The organism is Paenibacillus sp. Marseille-Q7038, from assembly GCF_965111595.1.
This window is the reverse complement of sequence record NZ_CBCOOM010000001.1, coordinates 3,090,879-3,113,029: the sequence shown is the minus strand read 5'-3', so window position 1 is coordinate 3,113,029 and position 22,151 is coordinate 3,090,879. Positions and strand designations below refer to the sequence as shown.

20 protein-coding genes are annotated in these 22,151 nt (G+C 42.7%); 12 read left to right on the top strand and 8 right to left on the bottom strand.

The genetic code is table 11. From position 1 onward, the window contains the following. The first annotated feature begins 44 nt into the window (after positions 1–44). The 5 genes from ACWPWY_RS14745 (at position 45) to ACWPWY_RS14725 (ending at position 5,950) form a co-directional block, all read left to right on the top strand. Positions 45–2,438, top strand: coding sequence for a glycoside hydrolase family 95 protein (locus ACWPWY_RS14745; protein WP_454192354.1), 2,394 nt, complete (start codon positions 45–47; stop codon positions 2,436–2,438). A 212-nt stretch (positions 2,439–2,650) separates the two neighbouring features. Then, a complete protein-coding gene (locus ACWPWY_RS14740) occupies positions 2,651–3,151 on the top strand; it encodes a hypothetical protein (protein ID WP_454192353.1) in 501 nt (166 codons plus the stop codon). 507 nt (positions 3,152–3,658) lie between these two features. Next, complete coding sequence (locus ACWPWY_RS14735) at positions 3,659–4,396, top strand: amino acid ABC transporter substrate-binding protein (protein WP_454192893.1); 738 nt, start codon at positions 3,659–3,661, stop codon at positions 4,394–4,396. Between the two features lie 126 nt (positions 4,397–4,522). Then, positions 4,523–5,182: an amino acid ABC transporter permease gene (locus tag ACWPWY_RS14730; RefSeq protein ID WP_454192352.1), complete on the top strand. Its 660-nt coding sequence runs from the start codon at positions 4,523–4,525 to the stop codon at positions 5,180–5,182. Between the two features lie 21 nt (positions 5,183–5,203). Continuing rightward, a complete protein-coding gene (locus tag ACWPWY_RS14725) occupies positions 5,204–5,950 on the top strand; it encodes an amino acid ABC transporter ATP-binding protein (protein WP_454192351.1) in 747 nt (248 codons plus the stop codon). A 111-nt stretch (positions 5,951–6,061) separates the two neighbouring features. On the opposite strand, the gene ACWPWY_RS14720 is transcribed toward ACWPWY_RS14725, so the two are convergent. The 4 genes from ACWPWY_RS14720 to ACWPWY_RS14705 all read right to left on the bottom strand — a co-directional run bounded on the left by ACWPWY_RS14720 (position 6,062) and on the right by ACWPWY_RS14705 (position 9,324). Then, complete coding sequence (locus tag ACWPWY_RS14720) at positions 6,062–6,754, bottom strand: hypothetical protein (protein WP_454192350.1); 693 nt, start codon at positions 6,752–6,754, stop codon at positions 6,062–6,064. 124 nt (positions 6,755–6,878) lie between these two features. Continuing rightward, the gene (locus ACWPWY_RS14715) at positions 6,879–7,067 is read right to left on the bottom strand and encodes a twin-arginine translocase TatA/TatE family subunit (RefSeq protein ID WP_454192349.1); all 189 of its coding nucleotides are present in this window, start codon (positions 7,065–7,067) and stop codon (positions 6,879–6,881) included. Between the two features lie 25 nt (positions 7,068–7,092). Further along, the gene (locus ACWPWY_RS14710) at positions 7,093–7,680 is read right to left on the bottom strand and encodes a RidA family protein (RefSeq protein ID WP_454192348.1); all 588 of its coding nucleotides are present in this window, start codon (positions 7,678–7,680) and stop codon (positions 7,093–7,095) included. 45 nt (positions 7,681–7,725) lie between these two features. After that, positions 7,726–9,324: a flavin monoamine oxidase family protein gene (locus ACWPWY_RS14705; protein WP_454192347.1), complete on the bottom strand. Its 1,599-nt coding sequence runs from the start codon at positions 9,322–9,324 to the stop codon at positions 7,726–7,728. 292 nt (positions 9,325–9,616) lie between these two features. On the opposite strand from ACWPWY_RS14705, the gene ACWPWY_RS14700 reads away from it, so the two are divergent. Together ACWPWY_RS14700 and ACWPWY_RS14695 are read left to right on the top strand one after the other, a co-directional pair. After that, positions 9,617–9,835 (top strand): MerR family transcriptional regulator, encoded by a 219-nt coding sequence (locus ACWPWY_RS14700; RefSeq protein WP_191803866.1) that lies wholly within the window; start codon positions 9,617–9,619, stop codon positions 9,833–9,835. Positions 9,836–10,007: 172 nt separating this feature from the next. Further along, the gene (locus ACWPWY_RS14695; RefSeq protein ID WP_454192346.1) at positions 10,008–11,603 is read left to right on the top strand and encodes an ATP-binding protein; all 1,596 of its coding nucleotides are present in this window, start codon (positions 10,008–10,010) and stop codon (positions 11,601–11,603) included. A gap of 150 nt (positions 11,604–11,753) precedes the next feature. Here the strand turns inward: ACWPWY_RS14695 and ACWPWY_RS14690 are convergent, their stop codons facing one another. Further along, on the bottom strand, positions 11,754–12,587 hold the full coding sequence (locus ACWPWY_RS14690; protein WP_454192345.1) for a 1,4-dihydroxy-6-naphthoate synthase: 834 nt from the start codon (positions 12,585–12,587) through the stop codon (positions 11,754–11,756). After that, a complete protein-coding gene (locus ACWPWY_RS14685; RefSeq protein WP_454192344.1) occupies positions 12,588–13,238 on the bottom strand; it encodes a futalosine hydrolase in 651 nt (216 codons plus the stop codon). It lies immediately after the preceding gene. A 206-nt stretch (positions 13,239–13,444) separates the two neighbouring features. On the opposite strand from ACWPWY_RS14685, the gene ACWPWY_RS14680 reads away from it, so the two are divergent. From ACWPWY_RS14680 to ACWPWY_RS14665, 4 genes are all read left to right on the top strand, one after another. Beyond that, a complete protein-coding gene (locus tag ACWPWY_RS14680) occupies positions 13,445–13,843 on the top strand; it encodes a GntR family transcriptional regulator (protein ID WP_454192343.1) in 399 nt (132 codons plus the stop codon). Then, positions 13,836–14,741 (top strand): ABC transporter ATP-binding protein, encoded by a 906-nt coding sequence (locus tag ACWPWY_RS14675; protein WP_454192342.1) that lies wholly within the window; start codon positions 13,836–13,838, stop codon positions 14,739–14,741. The genes ACWPWY_RS14680 and ACWPWY_RS14675 overlap by 8 nt, the downstream gene beginning before the upstream one ends. Beyond that, the gene (locus ACWPWY_RS14670) at positions 14,713–16,752 is read left to right on the top strand and encodes a DUF6449 domain-containing protein (RefSeq protein ID WP_454192341.1); all 2,040 of its coding nucleotides are present in this window, start codon (positions 14,713–14,715) and stop codon (positions 16,750–16,752) included. The genes ACWPWY_RS14675 and ACWPWY_RS14670 overlap by 29 nt, the downstream gene beginning before the upstream one ends. A gap of 348 nt (positions 16,753–17,100) precedes the next feature. Beyond that, positions 17,101–17,889: a hypothetical protein gene (locus ACWPWY_RS14665; protein ID WP_454192340.1), complete on the top strand. Its 789-nt coding sequence runs from the start codon at positions 17,101–17,103 to the stop codon at positions 17,887–17,889. Positions 17,890–18,021: 132 nt separating this feature from the next. Here ACWPWY_RS14665 and ACWPWY_RS14660 read toward each other — a convergent pair whose 3' ends face one another. After that, on the bottom strand, positions 18,022–20,046 hold the full coding sequence (locus ACWPWY_RS14660) for a S9 family peptidase (RefSeq protein WP_454192339.1): 2,025 nt from the start codon (positions 20,044–20,046) through the stop codon (positions 18,022–18,024). Positions 20,047–20,430: 384 nt separating this feature from the next. Between ACWPWY_RS14660 and ACWPWY_RS14655 the strand changes: the two genes are divergently transcribed. Next, a complete protein-coding gene (locus ACWPWY_RS14655) occupies positions 20,431–21,744 on the top strand; it encodes a serine hydrolase domain-containing protein (RefSeq protein ID WP_454192338.1) in 1,314 nt (437 codons plus the stop codon). A gap of 77 nt (positions 21,745–21,821) precedes the next feature. Here the strand turns inward: ACWPWY_RS14655 and ACWPWY_RS14650 are convergent, their stop codons facing one another. Continuing rightward, positions 21,822–22,010 (bottom strand): hypothetical protein, encoded by a 189-nt coding sequence (locus ACWPWY_RS14650; RefSeq protein WP_454192337.1) that lies wholly within the window; start codon positions 22,008–22,010, stop codon positions 21,822–21,824. Positions 22,011–22,151: the final 141 nt, after the last annotated feature.

The window sequence follows — 22,151 nt, the reverse complement described above, 5'->3', positions numbered from 1 at the left end:
AGATTTTCTGCAATAACAATAGTAATTATATTGGAGGAGACGATATGTTTTTAACGTATAACCGTCCGGCTAAGGAATGGACCGAAGCACTGCCGATCGGGAACGGAAGAATAGGGGCAATGGTGTTTGGGCGTGTGGAGCAGGAACGTTTACAACTGAATGAAGATACACTATGGTCAGGTCCACCGAAAGATTGGAACAATCCTCGTGCCAAAGAAGTGCTTCCGCAGGTGAGACAGCTTATAAAGGATGAGAAATATGCTGAAGCAGACAAGCTGACAAAGGAAATGCTGGGATCTTATACGCAGTCTTATCTGCCATTTGGAGATCTACAGATTACGTTTGATCATGGAGATATTACAGCAGATTATAACCGGAGACTAGATCTCACGGACGGAATAACAAAAACTACATACCGTATCGGAGATACAACATATACCAGGGAAATTTTTGTGTCTCACCCTGATCAGGTCATCGTTATCCATCTGGGGGCAAGCGTGCCAGGAATATTGTCTTTTCATACGAGTCTTAGCAGTCTTCTTCGTCATGAAACAGAAGCGGAAGAGAACCAAGCGATGATTAAAGGGTACGCGCCTGAGGTTGTGAATCCAAGTTATTATCCAACGGATGATCCCATACGTTACGGTAAGCCAGGTGAGACGGATGCCATGCGCTTTGAAGGGAGATTAGCAGTTCGTCATAAGGGAGGAAACACAAGAACTCATGCCACCGGAATTCGGGTGGAAGGTGCAGATCAGGCCACTCTTTATTTTAGCTGTGCGACAAGCTTTAATGGTTATGATCGCTCTCCGGGAAAAGAAGGCAAAGATGAGTCTCTCTATGCACGAAATGATCTGGAGAAAGCTTTTGCATATGAATATGAGACCTTGCGAAATCGACATGTGGAAGACTATCAGGAGCTTTATAATCGGGTAGTGCTTGATCTTGGTCCCCCTCTGGAATCAATAGATCTGCCTACCGATGAACGTATCGTAAAATATGGCGGGAAAGACCCATACTTGGTTCAGCTTTTATTTCAATACGGCCGATATTTGCTCATTTCAAGCTCACGCTCAGGAACACAGCCTGCCAATCTGCAAGGGATCTGGAATCACGAAACGAGAGCACCGTGGAGCAGTAATTATACGCTGAATATCAATGCCGAAATGAATTACTGGCCAGCGGAAACGGCGAATTTATCTGAGTGTCATGAACCTTTAATTGATCTGATTACTAGACTCTCCGTTAATGGGAAGAAGACAGCAGAGATTAACTACGGTGCACGCGGATGGACGGCTCACCATAATTCTGACCTTTGGGGACAGACAGCACCGGTTGGTGCTTTTGGACATGGAGATCCGATATGGGCATTATGGCAGATGGGTGGCGTATGGCTGTGTCAGCATTTATATGAACATTATGTGTTTACACAAGACACCGATTTCCTTAGAAATAAAGCGTATCCAATTATGAAGGAAGCGGCTTTATTCTGTCTGGATTGGCTGATTCAAGGAGAAGACGGTTCTTGGTATACGGCACCTTCAACCTCACCGGAGCATCGTTTTCGGGTGAATGGGGAGCTTCATCAGGTGACTACGACAGCAACGATGGATCTGGCTTTAATCTATGATCTATTTACGAATCTTATTGAAGTGACAGCAATTCTCGGTGAAGATGAGGAGTTTGCAAAAGAGCTTCAGCAGCGTAGGGATGAACTTCCTCCTCTGCAGATTGGGAAGTATGGACAGCTGCAGGAATGGCTTCATGACTATGAAGACGAGGATGTGGAGCATAGACATGTATCCCATCTCTTCGGTGTATATCCAGGACGACAACTGACAGCAAAAGATACACCAGAGCTCATGGAAGCTGCGAAAGTATCGCTACAGCGGCGCGGCGATGGAGGGACGGGCTGGAGTCTTGGCTGGAAAGTCGGACTGTGGGCACGGTTCAAAGATGGAAACCGGGGGCATCGCCTTATTTCTAATTTGCTGCAACTTGTACGGGACGGTTCTGAACGCTATGAAAGCGGGGGCGTGTATCCGAACATGTTCGACGCACATCCTCCATTCCAAATTGACGGCAACTTTGCGGCAACATCAGGAATCATTGAGCTTCTTCTCCAATCCCATCAGGGATATATCGAATTGCTACCGGCTCTACCAGATGCCTGGGCGGCAGGAAGTGTTCGCGGACTGCGGGCACGCGGAGGATACGAAGTTGATATTTCGTGGTCTGAAGGCAACCTGAAAGAAGCAGAAATACGGCCAGATCAATCCGGTACTTGCACCATTTGTATGGAAGGGTGGAATACAGAAACCCTTGCTGTAAGAACAGCAGACGGGCTGGAGGTTAGTATCACAGACCTGGGCAGGGGACTTATATCCTTCCTTGTAGAGGCAAAACAAAGCTATATTGTGAAGGTACACAAAGCGTAGAAGGTATAGAAAAAAAGTGGGATTTTGACACGGATAAGGATAGGGACTCAGAGCAATTCTGAATCCCTATCCTTTTTTGTCTTTGTGTACACTACGTGATTGTTGATACGACTATGGAAAAACGTCTGTAATTAAAGGGGGTTATATGATAAAGTATCTTCTTCTGTTGTATTCAAACAAAATTACCAATAAAATAGGAGGATTATTAATATATGAAAAAATGGTTAACTGTTTTTGTACTAATATTTCTTTGTTTACTATCAATCGCCCTGCTAAGTAACAAAAATAAGGCAGATAACGAGTCGCAATCAAAATATTATTTGAGTTTTGTTTCAAGTGTCCAGACATTGAATCGTAGTTTGGATCTAATTCAAGAGGATCAAGAGCCTGATAAAATTTCAGAAGGTATGTTCGATGTATATACATCTTTGGTTTTTTCAAACTTTCGCTTGGATCTTTTTAAAAGTAATGCTCCTCGATCTATTGATTTAGATATACTTGTTAACGACTTTATATTACTGAGGACTCGATATGAGCCGCTCGTAAGAAATCAGATAGCAAACAATGATGATTTTAAATCTGAGATTCATGCAAATTTCAAAAGACAAATTGATCTATTTGTAAACGAATTACCCGAAAAATACGAGAATTCTAAGGAATTTGTTGAAAAGCTTAATAAGGCAACAGAGCATATCAAACCACTAGTAAGTTAGTATTTAAGAATTATAGGGAATTTCCTGTAACTATCTTACTGTTTGCAAAAAACATTACTGCACTTCTTCTATTAGATAGCATCTAACTGAGAAATGCAGTTTTTATATGCTGAATTAAAACTACGCATCCAATAGCTGAGGTGTTATCTTCTCCTTAAAGTGAGGTATAGAGGAACAATACCTTATCTCCCTGCTCTATAAAAATAAGAGAAGGGCCAAAAGCGGAAGAGGCAGAATGGGGGTGAAGAAGCGGAGCGTTCGTATTTGGAGCTGGATGCTTACATCTATGAGAGTCAACCGTGCGAATCCAGATTCAACGACGTTCGGAACCCCCATCTGTCCATGGAGCGCAACAGTCCTTCTAATCCCTCTTGGCAGCTTCACATATTTTGTGATATGATAGTTTTATCTTGGTAACATGGTAGCGAACTAAAGCGTTTTGATATAGATATAACGGAGGGAAACAACATGAAAAAGTCATTATGGATAACGTTAAGTTTAAGTTTGATGGTGGTTATTCTTGCAGCTTGCGGAAGTGATACAAGCGGAAGTGCGGGAGATAAGATTGTCATTGGTATTGACGATAAGTTCGCCCCGCTGGGATTCCGAGACAAGGATAATGAGATTGTCGGATTCGATATAGATTATGCGAAAGCAGCAGCTGAAAAAATGGGTAAAGAAGTAGAGTTCCAACCTATTGACTGGTCTTCAAAAGAATCTGAGCTGAACAGTGGTCGTATTGATCTGATCTGGAACGGCTATACGATTACAGAGGATCGCAAAGACAAAGTGTTGTTCACGAAACCTTATCTCAAGAATAGTCAGGTTGTAGTAACACTGGCTGATTCACAGCTTGCATCCCTAGCTGATCTCGCTGGGAAAAAAGTAGGGCTGCAAAATCTTTCTTCTGCTTCGGATGCACTCAGTGAGAATCCAATCAAAGATCAGATCAAAAGTATATCCGAATTTCCTGATAATGTACTTGCTCTAAGTGATCTGAAGAGCGGTCGCCTTGATGCGGTTATCATCGATGAAGTAGTAGCTGACTACTATATGTCTCTTGAAGAAGGAACGTATAAAATTATGGATGAAACGTTGTCTCCAGAGGAATATGGAATCGGTGTGAAGAAGGGGAATGAAGAGCTGCTGACGAGTCTTCAGACAGCTTTAGATGAATTAATTGAAGAAGGAACAGCTACTACGATTTCTGAAAAATGGTTTGGTGAAGATAAGGTGCTTCGCTAAAGTCTAACTGAAATCATATATAACACTTATAGCTTCATATTAGACCTGATTTATGAAATTCATTAATAGGATTGAAAACCGGGGAGTTTCATATCCGGTTTTCTTTTTACTTAGGAGCCTGAGAATATGACATTAGATTATCTTTGGAGTATTACACTCCCCATGCTGGAAGGTGCACGGACAACTCTTTTACTATTTTTCATAGCAATCATCTTATCCATTCCGATTGGATTTTTATTTACCCTGATGGCGAACAGTAAATTTAAGCCGCTGTCGGCTTTTGCGCATACGTACATTTATGTGATGCGAGGGACACCGCTGTTGTTGCAACTATTGTTCTTCTGTTACGGTTTACCCATGCTGCCTGTTATAGGGGAGCATCTTGTAATGGATCGTGCAGTTGCTGCTGGGCTTGCGTTTGTCCTGAACTACGCTGCTTATTTTGCGGAAATTTTCAGAGGCGGCTTGCTATCGATCGACAAGGGACAATATGAAGCTTCACAAGTACTTGGACTGAGCAAATTCCAGACGCTAACCAAAGTTATTTTACCGCAGATGATTCGTGTAGTTCTCCCGTCAACAGCAAATGAGTCAATCACACTTGTCAAAGATACGGCATTACTGTATGCAGTAGCTGTACCAGAAGTGCTCCATTTTGCTCAAACTGCGGTGAACAGAGATGCAACGATTGTACCTTTTGCGATTGCCGCCATCATCTATCTATTAATGACACTTGTGCTGACGCTGATCTTTAAAGCGCTGGAGAGAAAGTACAAATTTGAATAAACAACAAAGGGATGTCGTGTAATGACAAATATGATTGAAGTGACGAATCTGCAAAAATCGTTTGGTGATTTGCATGTGTTGAAGAAGATAGATTTTAATGTGAAGCCGGGTGAAGTGGTCGCTGTGATAGGACCTTCGGGTTCAGGAAAAAGTACGATGCTTCGCAGCTTAGTAAATCTGGAACAAATCAATGGAGGGACCATTCGTATCGGCGGTGAAGCCTTTGTAACGGATGGAAAGTATGTGAGTGCAGCGGAAATTAAGCGGATTACGACTCGCATGGGCATGGTATTTCAGCACTTTAACCTGTTTCCACATTTAACAGTCAATGAGAATTTGGAGCTTGCCCCGAAAGTGGTGAAAAAAGAAAGCAAAGTAGCATTAAAGCCCCGAATGGCTGATCTGCTTGCTAAAGTGGGCTTATCAGATAAGGGAGATGCCTATCCTGCTAATCTATCAGGCGGGCAAAAACAGCGTGTAGCCATTGCCAGAGCGCTGATGATGAGCCCAGAAATCCTGCTTTTTGATGAACCTACCTCGGCGCTTGATCCAGAGCTGACAGGCGAAGTACTTCGCGTTATTCGTAAACTCGCAGACGAGAACATGACGATGGTCATTGTTACGCACGAAATGAATTTTGCCCGTGATGTAGCGGACCGCGTGATCTTTATGGATAAAGGTGAGATTGCAGAAGAAGGAACTCCAGAACAGATCTTTGGAAATCCGCAGCTGGAGCGAACAAAAACTTTCCTTACTAGAAGTGAGTAAGGTAAACGAAAATGTATATGGATAAGAATCCCCTTCACAGAAAACAGCGTCATAACCTTTTCTGTGAAGGGGATTTTTTGTATCTTATGCAAGCTATATTAAGTAGATCTGCTAGTCAGATAGCTCTTCGAGAATGGTCATGACAGTAGCAGGTAGAGTGGAGCGAAGACGATCATAAGTTGTCATATGAGAGTCCGATGAGAGAAGATAAAGATCGTCAGCATCGTGGCCAACCCAGAATACAGAAGTATTTGACTCAAGAACGACTTTCATTTCATAATCTGTAGCTTTTGTTTCGATCGTCAACTTTTTCTTGCGTCTTGGTTTCCTATAGATTAGTTCTTTCTCCACTACCTGAAAAGTATGACTACGAGTTGACCAGAGGGCTATGTCATTGTTACTTCCAATGGATAAGATGATGGGGAGTAATTTACGGAAAAGTTCTTCATCCCGTGCTTTCACAACGAAAATGGAGGTTCTTCTTCCTTTAGATAATTGGTAGGTAGCTCTCAGTCCATCAAATTTGATCTTATATTCTTCTTCTGAATAAGCGGGGAGCACCACACAAAAGTAAATAGGGAATGCATTGATCTGTGCCATCCACTCTGGTATCCAAGACTCCAAACTTTGTAGTGAAGGTGTAATTTCTTTTTCTGAAAATTGTATATGACTCGTAACTCCTTCGTAAGAAAAGGGATAGTAGGCATCTTTGGAAGGATATAAGTGTTCCAGATAACGATCAGGAAGATAACTCACTCCGTAGCGTTGTAATTTCTCTTCTGGCTTTTGATTGTCGTGCAGCATATGTAGTTCTCCTTTGAATAGAGTAAGTCCTCAGTACTTAAGTATATCAGATGAAGGAAAAGGAAAATCCCCCCTGGCAATGTAGCGCTAGAGGGGATCTATAGGAAGGATTTATTGAAAATACCTAGTCTATTTTCTTATCAGAATCTTCGTCATCTTTGCTATCCCCTACAAGCTCACGAGCTGAGGATTTGAATTCAAATAAGGTGCGTCCTACGGCTCGCCCAAGTTCGGGGAGTCTTGAAGGACCGAATAAAATCAGAACAAGGACAAGAATCATAATGATGCCGGTAACTCCTATATTTTGAAGCATCGTTCATCTCTCCTTCGTAGTCAGGTTATTTCTTCGGATAAACAGCAACAGCCTCAATTTCAATGAGCCAATCGGAACTGACAAGTCCAGCAACACCAACGGTAGAGCGGGCAGGTTTTACCGGATTTTCCTCATTATTAAAAAATTCACCGTAGGCTTCGTTCCATCCCGCAAAGTCGAACTTATCCTCCTTTGCAGTGTCTGCCACTAGATAGGCACGGAGATATACGACATCCTTCATAGAAAGTCCTTGATCTGTTAGCTGCTTTTCAATGGTTTTTAATACGCCAACAGCTTGGGTCTTGGTATCTCCATATCGCTCATAGATCGTGCTTCCCTCTTTATTCAGCAGGGGTGGAACAGTACCGCTCGTAAACAGGTATGCAGCTCCTTCAGGGACAATAGTTCCACTAGAAATCGAGGAAGTAGGGTTACCGTAAAATGTTGCACCGGAATCGGTGGTTACCGCTGGGCGAGGCGTGCTTGAAGCAGGGGGAGTGACGCTAACCACGGTTCCTTTAACTACGGTGACTGCATTCTCTGCGAATGCAGTCATACCGAAACTTCCCATCAGTACACCTGCGAGCATGATACTCTGGACCTTCTTTTTCATTTTCAATTTCCTCCTTGTTATTTAAAAAAGTAACTAGCTGCTAATCTACGCCTGCATGACTCGCTGGTGAATGTGTTTGACAACAGACCGCGCAGAATCGATTGCACCTGCCTGCCATGCGACAATATGACTAATGTGATCGCCCGCCAGATAGATTCGGTTATCTGGTTCGCACAGCGTCTTATAGATTCCCGCTCGTTCTTCTGTGCTATATGTTGCCCAGGCTCCTTCTTGGAAGGGCACACGTTTCCAGTCAATAGAGTAGGAAGATTCGAATTCCTTTATATACTGCGGATGAATCTTGGCACCCTGGGCTATGGCATGTTTCTCACGATCAAGATAGCTCATACTGCCAAGCTTGTCCGCATTCGTTCCGGTTACATAATAGCCAAGGAGCACCCCTTTTTTATTCATATAGCCTGTAGGTGGGTAGTAGATTTGGGTAATGTCCATGTTCGTTAAGCTGCTGCCGCCATAGAGATGCTCGTCTTCCTCCCAGAATCTGCGCTTAAATTGCAAACCGATCTTACCGGCAGAAGCATATTTGGTTGCCGCAATGGCACTTGCCATTTTTGAAGAGAAGTCTGCTGGGATTTTGCGTAGAACGGAGAGAGGGATCGTGCAGATGCAGTAGTCGCCGGTGAGTTCTAGTTCTTTATTTTTTTGCTTATATCGAATGCGGACTCCATCAGCGGACTGCCTTATTTCAGTGACTTCTGCCGAGAGTTTGACCCGGTTTCCAAGTCGTTTCTCAAAGCCGTGTACAATTTTGTCCATGCCCCCAACGGGGTGAAACATCATCATCTGCTGATCATAGCCGTATTCATTACCAAAATAGTTACCGAACCCAGAGTTTATAATGGCTTTCAGGTCAAAAGGATCTCGGACAACGCCTGCATCCAGATGACCGCCAGGCTCCTCCTTATAACCGCCTCGAGAAGAACCTCGGTAGAATAAATCTACGTTTAGATCGCCTTCTCTTTTCAGATAATCGACGAGCTTCTGCTTCTCTTCTGAAGTCAAAGGCAGATCGAGTGCAGACTGGTTAACGGCTTTTGCCAGCATCTCGGAAACATAACCCCTGACATCTGCTTTGGCCGCGCGTTTTGGAATCCTTTGACCCGACAAGCTGCCCACGTTTTCGTTGTAGTAGTAGCCACTCTCATTGACGTTATTAAAGGGTTCGATGGGGATGTTAAATTCTCGGCAGTATTCAAGCGTGGAGTGGAACTGAGGAATTCGCATCGGACCTGCATTCAGGTAGGAGTCAGGGTCAAACTGGGCAAATTGAGCTTTGGAACCAATCTCAGCTAAGGAGGTGCCGCGTCGAACCGTGAAGTTTCGTCCCCCCGCAAAAGGCTTTGTTTCCAAAACAGTGCAATCATATCCCGCTTTTTCAAATTCATAGGCTGCTGTAAGGCCTGCGATCCCGGCTCCAAGAATGATGACTTTTTTTCCTTTGCGGCCAGTCAGCGAAAGATCATTTTGTCCAGGCGGCGTATAACTTTGAGCTTTCATGGTTTCGGGAGAAAGTAAGCCCATGGTCCCCATTAAGCTAAATACAGCAAGAGATCCGCCAACTTTTCCGACCGTGGTCAGAAACTGTCTTCTTGACATATCGTGCGGGCGTTCTGATTTACTCATTAGGGATCAGCTCCTTTTGCGTGTTTATCATAAAGCTGATGTTAAAAAAAAAAGCATTTGTGATTTTTTTTGGGAGGTAATCTAACATGGTTTTTTTATTTTATAATAGTTATTGAATTTCAATGAAAAATTACATACAATTATTGCCATAATCAAAAATAAAAATCACATACCGAATGTTTCTCCTTATAATTCCAATCTTTTGATTCCGACTTTGTTCACTTTTTAAGAAGTATACCACTTAATGATACAAAATATGACATGAGGAGTGGTTCTATTGGATAATCAAATTATGAGCATAGGTATGGTGAAGGAGTTAACCGGATTGTCGGAGAGACAAATTAGATATTACGAAGAAAGGCAGCTTGTATTTCCGGCACGAACGAAAGGAGGGAGTCGTAGATATTCTTTTGAAGATGTACGCAAGATTAGAGAGATTCACCAAAAATTAAAGGAGGGATTTAATACGTTTGAACTTAAAGAGAAAAGAGGAAAAAAGAATGTGATGTAGAGTATATTTGAAGCCGTTCTTCGAGCAGGTACTGGGAAAGCAAAATAACAGTGGATTTTTACGTTTATTTGTCATTATTCTGCAGTAAAATTCAGAATAGTAGTATATAATACACATTATGTTTGTCCAATAAATGGAAATCCAAAGTACATGCATGAGGGAGTGCGGCTTGTTGTTAATACATCGAATTAAATTAATCTTTTTTCCTTTAGGCTGTTTCTTTATCATCATCTCTTCTTGTATGTTGGATACGACTCAAAATGAACCGTTTATGTTTTTGTTTGCGGCCTTGTTTTTGAGCAGTGTCTTATTAGATACCAAATTTCCAATTCTTAAGAAATTCCAATGGCTGGCTTTAGGTTTATTTCATTATTTTACGCAGCTGAACTGGTGCGTCATACTGTATTATATAATGATGTTGAGCGTTTTTGACGAGAAAAAAAGTTATCGAAAAACGTTACCCCTCTCCATTTTGCTTATTTTAGAGTACACGGTCGTTCGCCTGACCTATGTCCCCATCGAAACGTACACTCTTTTTGTAACTATATTTGATCTCATCTCTGCTGTCGTTGTTGTCATTGTGTTTCATCATGTTCTACGCGGGGAAGCAGAGAAACAGATGCTTCTTGAGGAAAATAACTATCTTGCCGCGCATGATCCACTGACAGGACTGCTTAACTATTTTGGTTATATGAACCAGATCCAGGGACTTGTCAAAGAAAAAACCTCCTTTTACCTGACGCTGCTTGATCTTCAGAATTTCAAATCCTTTAATCATGATGGACTGGAAAGTGGAAATGAAGCTTTATCTACCGTTGGGCAAGCGCTCACGTCTATTTTCCCCAATGCTTTCGGAATTTCGAGATATGCCGGCGATCGGTATGCGATCCTCGTTCCCACAGAATGTTATACACCACTACATATTGGACAGTTACTGGAATCGGATGCACTCGGTTATCAGGTATCTTTCAGCATTACGCATTATCCGGAGGAGACGGATGATCTCAATCAACTAATCCAAAGGGCAGAGGACAAGCTTTTTCGTATTCGCAGAGAGCAATGGATTCAGCGGGAAGAAGATTTATTTCGTTCAGAGAAAATGAAGGTGGTAGGTGAGCTTGCTGCCGGAATGGCTCATGAAGTTCGTAATCCGCTAACTGCGATTCGAGGATTTGTTCAACTTTCTAAAGTACAATCCTATAACATTAAGCCTTGGTATGATGTAATCATGAGTGAGATTACGAGGGTAACGGAACTCACAGCAGAATTTCTACAATTTTCGAAGCCTCATGCCAGTAATATGAGAGCGGAATCGATAAAAGTATGTGTGGAGCGTGTAGTGTCATTATCGGAATCGGATGCTATATCGCGTGGACATGAACTGCTGCTAAATATTCAAGATGATTCGCTTTACATATATATGGACAGAGATAAGATCGTGCAAGTACTGCTGAATTTAGTTAAAAATGCACTGGAAGCGATGGATACTCCCGGCCAGGTTAATCTCGAAGTCAGCAGATTAGAACAAAATGCAATCATTCGGATTCAAGATACGGGCAGTGGTATACCACCAGACATGCTTCAGGAGATTTTCAATCCTTTTTATACAACGAAAGATGAGGGCACTGGACTTGGACTTTCGTTATGTCAGAAAATTGCGCAAGATCACGAGGGATCGATTACTGTATATAGTGTGCCGGAGGTAGGGTCAACCTTTACCCTAATTCTGCCTTTATATGAATCTGCTGATGTAACGTTTTCTATTTGATCAAGATTGGAAAAGGAACTTATCACTTGAAAGAAGACAAAAAGCTCCACATGATGTGGAGCTTCAGTCTGTAGGTGAACTAGATGTAGAACTTTAGACGGTAGATAAACTAGCCTAAACTAGTTTGCCTACCGTCTTTTTATATTTTCGTTAACTGCGTAAGGCAGAAAAATCAATTTCAGGAACAAGTCCTTCTTTGGCAGCACGGCCGAGCAGAGCTTCAATCGCATGATAACCTTCATCGCCAAGCTCTCTAGTAAAGTCGTTTACATATAAGTCAATGTGCTGCTGAGCTACGTGCTCGTCCATCTCTTGTGCATGTTCTAAGATGTAGCTGCGAGATGCTTCCGGATGCTTCCATCCATAATCAATGGAGCTTTGAATCCAAGATGTGATGAGCGCAGGATCAAGGGAACGGCGGGCAACAATGGCACCAAGCGGAATGGGAAGTCCCGTATCTGCTTCCCACCAGGTTCCCATATCAGCCATCAGCTGAAGATGGTAAGAAGGGTAAGTAAAACGTGCCTCGTGAATGACGAGCCCAGCATCTACCTGTCCATCACGAACGGCTGGCATAATCTGATCAAATGGCATCACTACAACTTCACCGATCCCGCCGGGAACATTTTGAGTTGCCCATAATCGGAACAGCATGTAGGCAGTGGAGCGCTCACTTGGAACAGCCACTCGTTTTCCTTGCAGTGAACTTGGGTTTGTATCTGAATTTGCTGTAAGCACGAGTGGACCGTTTCCTCTGCCGAGAGCTCCTCCGCAAGGAATTAAGCGATATTCATCTGACAGCCAAGGGAGTGCAGCATAGGAAATTTTTAAAATATCATACTCATTTGGCGTTGTTACTAGACCATTCGTTATATCAATGTCTGCATATCTGACTTCAAAATCAGGTGTATTCGGAACGAGCCCGTGTACGAGTGCATGGAATACAAAGGTGTCATTTGGACACGGGGAATATACAATTCTCATTTATAAAACCTCCAATAACTTTGAACTGGCCAGTGTAAGTGCTCTTAGTGCATCAGGAATTCGCCATGCTTCACGGTCGCGCGGCCCTACAACGTTGGATATGGCTCTGATCTCGATAAACGGGATTCCAAAATGTGCGGCCGCTGTTCCTACTCCAAAACCTTCCATCGACTCTGCAACAGCACCGGGTACGCGTCTTTGAAGTTCATCGGCAGTAATTTTTGTACCCGTTGTGGTAGACACGGTAAGGATCGGCCCTGTATAAACACGGGTTTCTTCGTCCTGAAGTGTCTCAGCCCATCTTTGAGTGACGGTACGATCTACAGGCACACTTGATTTGCCAAACCCCAGCTCAGCTACACTGCGGAATCCTTCAGCAGTTTCAGAGCCTAGGTCCGCTGCTATAACATCAGTCGCAAGGACAAGCGAACCTACCTCGGCTTCTGTTGGAAAGCTGCCGCCAATCCCGGCATTAATTACGACGCGATACGCATGCTTGGCAAGTTCGGCTGAGGTTACAGCTGCCGCGGCTGCCGGTCCTGCTCCTGCCGCAATCACATGAACATCTGCTGACAACCCTGTAGGTAAGCCATTTTTAATTGCTTTTTGCTCCGCTTCTACTGCAGTCACAATGAGAACGCGTGAGGTCATAATATAGCTCATCTCCTCTAGTAAGGTGATATATCTTGTACATACGAGATATAACGAGGGTAAATTTGATCTTACCATTATAGCACTTTCTATCGAAAGATTTAGATTGACAAGTTTAAAACATACTGTATTATGAGTTGTAGTACAGTTAGTTCAGTCAATAGAGATTAGGGCGAAGAACAACCTGTTAAGAAAGGAGGCATCCCATGTTTGAGTTAGATGTACGAAGTCGCAAGCCGATATATGAACAGCTAATCGAGAGAATGAAGGAGATGATCATGATGGGTGTATTACAGCCAGATGAACAATTACCTTCCGTCAGGCATTTATCTGGGCAACTTACGGTAAACCCCAACACGATCCAGAAAGCCTACCGGGAACTGGAAAGAGAAGGTTACATATATTCTTTGCAAGGAAAAGGAAGTTTCGTTGCTAAACCTGAACATAGACCGGATGATAAGCGGAGAGAAGAAGTAAAGACGGAGCTACAGAAGCTCTTTACAGAAGCCGTGTATCTAGGCATCAAAGACTCAGATATTACCGTTCTCTATAACAAGGTAAAGAATGAGATTCATATCAAAGAACAGGAGGAAAACCATGATTGAGGTATCTGGAGTTACCAAACGGTTTGAGTCCGAAGCGGCAGTCAACCAATTGTCGCTGACCATCCGAAAAGGAAGTATATTTGGATTGTTAGGTTCAAATGGGGCGGGTAAAACGACATTACTGAAGACCATAGCAGGTATCTATCAAGCAGATCAGGGGAGCGTGAATGTAGAAGGTACGCCTGTATATGAGAATAACGCACTGAAACAGCGGATCATTTTCATGTCGGATATCCCTTACTTTTTCCCGCAGACCTCCTTAGATCAGATGGCTGTTTTTTATAAAAGAATCTATCCCAGCTGGAGTGATGAACGTTATCAGCAGTTAGATGCTGTGTTCAAACTGGATAGAAAACGTAAGCTTCACCGGATGTCTAAGGGGATGCAGCGACAAGCTGCTTTTTGGCTGGCACTCAGCTGTATGCCGGATATTTTACTGCTGGATGAGCCTATTGATGGGCTGGATCCGGTGATGCGTAGACAGGTTAAAAACCTGCTGTTCCAGGAAGCTGCTGAACGTGAACTTACCGTCATTATCTCTTCTCACAACTTACGGGAGATTGAAGATTTATGCGATCATGTCGGCATTATGCACCAGGGCCAGCTGATTGTGGAGAAGGATCTTGATGACCTGAAAGCAGATACACATAAAATCCAGGTTGCTTTTCGGGATCATTCTCATGAAGAGTCACTTGCTAACAATGTACGTATTCTCCACGGCGAGAAACGAGGCAGTGTAGAGACTTTTATTGTAAAAGGTAACGAAAAAGAAGTAAGGAAGGTGTTTGAAGCTTATGGGCCTTACTTACTCGATGTACTGCCGTTAACACTGGAAGAAATATTTATTTATGAAATGGAGGACGTGGGCTATGACATCCATAAGGTCGTACTTCAATAAAGCTATCATTCGTCAAGACCTGAAACAGTATGGATGGATTGGGATTTTATATTTGCTTGCCCTGCTATTTTTTATTCCATTCCTTATGTTGTTTGCTGTTCGTGAAGGTCAGCCGGTTCAACAATTGAACTCATTATACGAAGTAACAAGCGGAATATCTCTTGTCTTGCTACTCATTTTCCCCGTACTCGCTGGAACGTTTATCTTTCGTTATCTTCACGCGAAGGCGCCGTCGGATCTTTACCATGGACTGCCGATCACAAGGAGCCAACTGTTAACATCACACCTATGTAGTGTACTTGTGCTCATTACGGTTCCGGTATGGATAACGGCTATTCTTTCGGCACTGATCCGGCCCTACGCCGATTATTACATGTATGATCTAACAACGGTGTGGGAGTTCGGGATTATATACACGATCCTGGGGCTATTTGTATGTGCGTTTACTATTTTACTAGCGATATGTTTTGGACAAACACTGATTCAGATGGTCCTTACTTATGGGCTGTTATTTACGCCCGCGTGGCTCATGGTGCTGGGTATAATGCATATTAGACAGTTTTTATTCGGTTTCCATGATACTTATTTTGAGAATGGGTACAGTAATTTGTTCACGTTAGAAAAGGTAACCCCTATGCTCCGAATTGCGGGAGCCTCAAGAGAACCTTTTGGCTGGTTTGAACTGACGACGTATTTCGTACTTGCCCTCTTCTTCTTGGGAGTTGGATATTTTCTTTATCGCAAGAGAGATGGAGCAGCGGCAAGTCAGACAATCGTATACCGTTTTCTCACCCCATTATTTATCATTCTCGTGATGTTGTTCTGCTCTTTGGTTGGGGGAGCCTATATGTCTGGGATGAGAGACAATAGCAGAGCAATGCTGATTATTGGCTATATCCTTGGAGGGGGATTCGGATATCTTGTTGTGCAGATGGTCCTTCATCGTACTTGGCTGGTGTTTTCGCGAAAAGTACTGGTACATGGTGTCATCTACCTGATTACGCTGGCGGCTATTCTGTATATTCCTGTATCGGGTATCGGTGGATATGAGTCGCGTGTTCCTGAACAAGCGGATGTAAAAGGTGTACTATATAGTGATTCTTATTTTTCGTTTGCTAATCAATATGATTCTTCAGGACAGTTGAAGAAAATTAATTTAAGTTCTTATTTCACAGAAGACGAAGAGTACGCTGTGGCTGTGATAAATCTCCATCAGGTTCTAGTGAATAAACATCAGGGTGGAGAACTAGATGAAAATGAAGAGTATACTAGTGACACTATTGACGTTACCATTGGATATGAACTGAAGAACGGTCACCGGGTTATGCGTAAATATAGAGTTGCGGCTTCGGAAATTGAGGATTCTCTGAAACCGATTATGGAGAGTACTTATTATAAGGAGCTGACCTATAAAATAAAGCAACTGAATGAGGATCCGACCTCCCGAATCATATTAGATAGTCCATACGGAGGTGGCCGGATTGAAATTACAGATGCCAATGAAATTAAAGAGTTCAAAGCATTGTATATTCAAGAATTGATGAATGCAAGTTATGAGGATCAGCACAAGGCAAGAAATCAGATGGCTTGGGCGTATGTCGAATTCTATAATGTTGAAAATAGGAATAATAACTATAATGGAGACTGGAATAAATCGTATAAGCAGCTTGAAGCTTGGCTAGAAGAAAAAGGGTATGCCGATCAGTTACGTATGGCTCCAGCTGATATGACTTCCATGACGATTACACGAAATGTCGAAAACACCGGCTTTGTGGTAGATTCGAATACGAACGATCCTACAATAGATTACTATAATTTTATGGCTAAACTGGCAGGGGAAACTCGGGTAACGCAAGAAAAGGATAAAGAAACTATTATCCTAAATCAACAGAATTTTTACGGGCATAGAGAGTATAATAAGGAGGAGAATCCTTACCTCGTCAAGGTCACTCTTACTAATGGAGAGATCATCATCTGGTCACTGAACGAATTTCCTGAAGGATTACAGTAATAATAATTTAGATTTATATCTTCGAAATAGAAAAATAATATTTAAAAAAGGTTAGACAGAGCTAGATTAGCTTGACGGTTAGAGAGAGAATACAGTATATATAAAAGGACAAGAAATTTAAATAGGAACGGCATATATGGGAAGAACCCGTAAGAGAAGGCGAATCAGCCTCTTCTTGCGGGTTTTTTTGCGTTTATGTTGATCCGGAAGAGAGGTAATCAAGTGATAAAAGAAAAGGAATGTAGCAGCAAGGAGAAACAAGTCAGCAGTCTCTTGGAGAGGAATAGCAACAACACTAGGGATAGAAAAAACAGGTTATTATCGATGTGTAAAAAAGGAGTGGTCTCCTTGTTCGCGGGCAGTTTGCTCATGACGATGACGGTGATGCCGTCTGTAGAAGCGGCCGGTTTTGAACTGTCCATTACTGGTAAAAAGATGCTCGCGCAGACAAAAACTTCGTCAACGACTTCCATCACCCAGGCTTTGACGAAGCAAGAAACGAATCTTGTGAGCTTGCAGCAAAAAGATACTTCTCTTTCACAGCAGACCTCAGCCATCTATTATGAGAACAAAGAAGCGGAAGCCAGACTGCGTACTCGGTTAAAGCAGCATCAGGCAGACAAAATCACAACACTTACTCAGGATGTGACCAGTACAAAGAAACGTTATGAACCGCTGTTCACCTTATATTCTTCACTTACTAAAGAGCTGGCTCTTGCAAGGAAAATAAAAAACAAGGAACTGACCGCTGCCGTAAAAGCACAAGTGGATACGACGAAAGTAGCGGTTACCTTGGCAAAAGAAGATATTCGAAGAAAGCAGGACAAGCTCACCGCAGCGAAGAAAACCCGTGATGAAGCGGTCAAAAAGGTGAAAACCTCACTCGCTCAACAAGACCCCATAAAAGTTCAGATTAAATCAACGAAGAGTAATATGAGTGCAACGAAAAAACGATTTTCTGCAGAAATGAAAAACTTTAATATCATTGTGAAGAAAAAAGAAGGCGCAGACGTGCTGATTTCACTCACGAAGCTGGCAACCATTGCGGGTGAGATTGTTGCTCAGAAAGAGAGCATCATCAGCCTGGAAACGAAGGTTAAACAAATTATCGCCGGAGCAGGTAAGCAGCTGATCTAGGAGAATGACAGTGTACGATGTGTTTCCATAGAAGAAGGAAGACAGCCAGAACAATTCTGGCTGTCTCTTTCGTTTATTTGGTTAAAAGAGGGGATGATTTCGAATGATTAATAATTGATTTACTATGCGATCTTACAGATCCTTATGCTCATCAAACCACCGAACAATATGATTTAAGCGTTTTACCCGAAGTCCAGGATGACCGCCGCGCGATAAGTCGTGGCTTGCTTTTGGGAAACGAATAAACTGTGTTTTCTTGCCCAAACGTTTCAGTGCATTAAACAGCTGCTCTGCTTGTTCGATCGGACAGCGAAGATCTTCCTCGCCGTGTAAAATAAGGAGCGGCGTTTCTATTTTGTGAACATAAGCTAGCGGGGAGTGCTTCCATAGAAGTTCTGTGTTCTCCCATACATTTCCGCCAATCTGATCTTCCGTGAAGAAGAAACCGATGTCGCTTACCCCATAGAATGAAATCCAGTTGGAGATGGAACGCTGAGTTACCGCTGCCTTGAAGCGGTTCGTATGACCAACAATCCAGTTTGTCATAAAACCGCCGTAGCTTCCTCCCGTAACGAGCAGTCTACATTCATCAATGTAATCATAATGGGTAATCGCATGTTCGGTAAATTCCATTAAATCTTGGTAATCTCTTCCCCCATAATCTCCTCGTACACTACTTACGAATTCTTGACTATATCCATACCCGCCACGCGGATTGGTGTAGATTACTGCGTATCCCCTTGCCACGAGCAGCTGAAATTCATGTATAAAAGTGTATCCGTACATGGCATGCGGTCCACCATGTATTTCAAGTACAGTGGGAACTTTATCTCCTTTTTTCGTACCTGCCGGTTTCATAATCCATCCTTGAAGAGTAGCACCATCGGAAGCTTCCAATTGGAATTCTTCGGGTGTAGCGATGATCAGCTCGTTCAGTAATTCTACATTATGCTGTGTAAGGCGGTTCTCTTGACCTGTCTCAGGGCTTAATTCGTATAAATCACCGGGATGAGTAAGGTCTGCTGCTGCGAGGATGAAATGACCGCCCTTCAACAATTCGAATTGATAGATATCTCGCTTACCGTGCGATACCCATTCATATCCTTCACCGTTTACAGCAATCTTTGCTAGATGAACGCCGCCTTCTCGAGTAACAAGAGCGTAAATGTAGGCACCATCTTCACTAAAGACAGGACCATTGGAACGTATACCCGAGCGCATATCTGATACCATGGAGTTGGTTAGCTGGATATCATACGACTTGGTTAACGGTGTCCAAGCTGCATCTTCATCTAAAGATCTGATGTACAGTCCGGCATGAGTGGCATTGAGATGGGAATGATCACTTCCAAACACGGCTATAGAGCGACCATCTGGAGAGAAACAAATCGAATAGATGGTGGTATTCGACGACGTATATTTACGGCGATTTTCTCCGCTATTTGTCATGACATAGACATCATTCATTAGACAGAGATCGAGATCCTCTAGATTATCTTCCTCCGCTATTCTCGAAGTAAATGCAATCTGACTTCCATCCGGTGACCAGCAAAAATCGCCAATATCATAATCACCTGTTGTTAACTGAGTTGCTTCCGTATTTCCAAGTGTATGTACAAACAAGTGAGATCTACGGCCATTCCATCTGCCGCCTCCGTCTGCTTTGTAACGCAAGCGATCTATAATTTCTTCTTCCAGCGGTTTGGAAGGAGAGGGCTTTGATGTATTACTTACATCGGTTTCTATAGTAGACTCTTCTTTCGCGGAAGGAACTTGGCTGCGATACAGCAGCTGCGAACTGCCCGGTGACCATTGAAATCCGCTGATCCCATATTTCGCAGAGGTAACAACCTGCGCTTCTCCTCCATTTACAGCGATTATCCAAATTTGACGTTGTCCATCTTTATTACGTAAAAAGGCCAGCTTGCTCCCATCGGGGGACCAAAGAGGATTGCTATCTTGTTCTCCACTCGTAAAAGGCATATCCTCGTAGCTGTTTCGTTCAAGTATGCGGATATGAGAGTGATAACCGTCTTTATCCGGGTTAACCCTTTTAGACACATAGGCAATACGATCACCACTTGGGGATACGGATGGATCACTGGTCCAGACCAGTCGGTACAGATCTTCGGCAGTCATGACACGTTTTTCACTCATGCATTCGTCCTCCATTTACTTATGTAAGTTTTTCTACAGGTGATGCTGTTAATGAAGATTTATAAAGTATAAAAATTCCATATAAATAAACATTATCCTATTTTATCCTAGATGCTTCTTATTTCACAACCTTACATATAGTGGAATGCGTATCGGTAGAGGCGATTTGTAGAGTTTTATTATATCTATTTAATACAATGTAAGAAAATGTAAATCAGTATATTGTTACTAAGTAAGACGTTGTTTACTAAAAAACGAAGAGGGGTGTACCCATTGATTCTTTATAACCAATGTTTCAAGTTTACAGAGCGAGTCCATCGAGTACAGAAAAACGGAAAAAATACAGATACATTGCCATAGTTATGGCTAGAAATCGGAGGAAGAATGAACGCAGAAATAGTGATGACAAAGAAACAAAGAGCAGATCAGATCATTCAGCAATTTATGAAAAATACAGGTTTGCCTGGGCTTGCTGTCGGCATTGTCCATAAACATGAAATCATCGTAGCAGACGGCTATGGTGTGAAAAATATAGAGACAAATGAACCCGTAAAAGGGGATACCTTGTTTCATATGGCTTCGGTCTCGAAGACCTTTGTAGCAAGTGCAGTCATGCAGCTTGTCGAGCAGGGAGCCATCTCTCTAGACAGTAAGATTGCGGATCTGATTCCTTATTTTTTAATGAAGGATGACAGGGCCAACGAGATTACGGTTCGCCAGTTGCTAAGCCACACTTCCGGTATGCCGGATGAAGAGGATTATGAGTGGCATTCTCCTGTATATGAAGAATATGCACTTGAGCATTATGTACGCGGTATTCAGGGCAAGAGCCTGGATGCGGCTCCTGGAGAACAGTTCAGCTACAGCAATATCGGATATGAAATCCTGGGTCATCTCATCAGCCGAGTTTCGGGGTTATCTTTTGAGTCCTATATGAAAGAATATCTCTTGAATCCGATGGGGATGAACAATAGTGATTTTTATAAACTGAATGTAAATCCGGAGCAGATTGCAAGTCCACATGTTTTTGACGCAAAAGAAAGCTATGGAACATGTGTGAGTCACATTTTCCCTTATCACCGGGCTCATGGGCCAAGTTCGACTCTTCTGTCGAGTGCGCAGGAGATGTGCGAGGCGGCACTTGTGCATTTGCGAGCTTGTACAACTAGGAAGAACACTTCATCCCTAAAGTCCACATCGATCCTAGACCAAAGAAGCTACCAAGAAATGTGGTCTCCACAAGCAGAAACCGGATGGGGCGGACAGATGAGTGATGTAGGCTGTGCTTGGTTTATGGGTGACTATAAGGGAGCAAGAGTACTCTCGCATAGTGGAAGGGATACCGGTTTTCGTTCGAACTTTCTTTTGCTGCCAGATGCAGGATCTGCAGTAATTCTGATGTGTAATGCCGATCATGTAGGGTTACAGGTGCTGAATAGAACTCTGATGGATATTGTGCTTGGGGAAGAACCCGAAGATATTCCTTATGCCATTGCGAGACCTCTTGCTGAAGTGATGGTCCATCAAGGGGTAGATCAGGCATTGGCCGCTTATGAGCAGATGATAGCAACACGCAGTCCTGATTCTCTTCTTATTATAGAAGGGGAATTTGAAGCGATCGCAGAGGAGTTTATGGAGGCGCATAGGGAACAAGAAGCAATACAGTGGAACGATGTTTGTATGAAGGTTTTTTCGTGAAAAGAGAACGATGATAATTCATAGTAAAAAGCGTCTCCTAACCTAACGGAAGGGAGACGCTTTTTACTATGAAATACTCAAGCCTTTTTATTAGCTGCAGTGAGTAAAAATATACCTGTAATTAAGGCTAGCACAATAGCAGGAACGAGACTGTACAGGAGTTCTTGCTTTTGAAATTGATAATACAAGAAACCATTGAATATGAGCGTACCTACACACAGAATACATATCCATTTTGCTAATTGATACCTGGTTAGCAATTTCATCAGCTTAGCTCCCTTAAATCAAATGTGAGACACATTAAAACACGAATGACTAAATCCTTATTTATAACAGTTTACTGTAAAAATTATCCATAAAAACATTACTCAAATAGTACACTATGTGTCTGTAGATGATCAAGAACT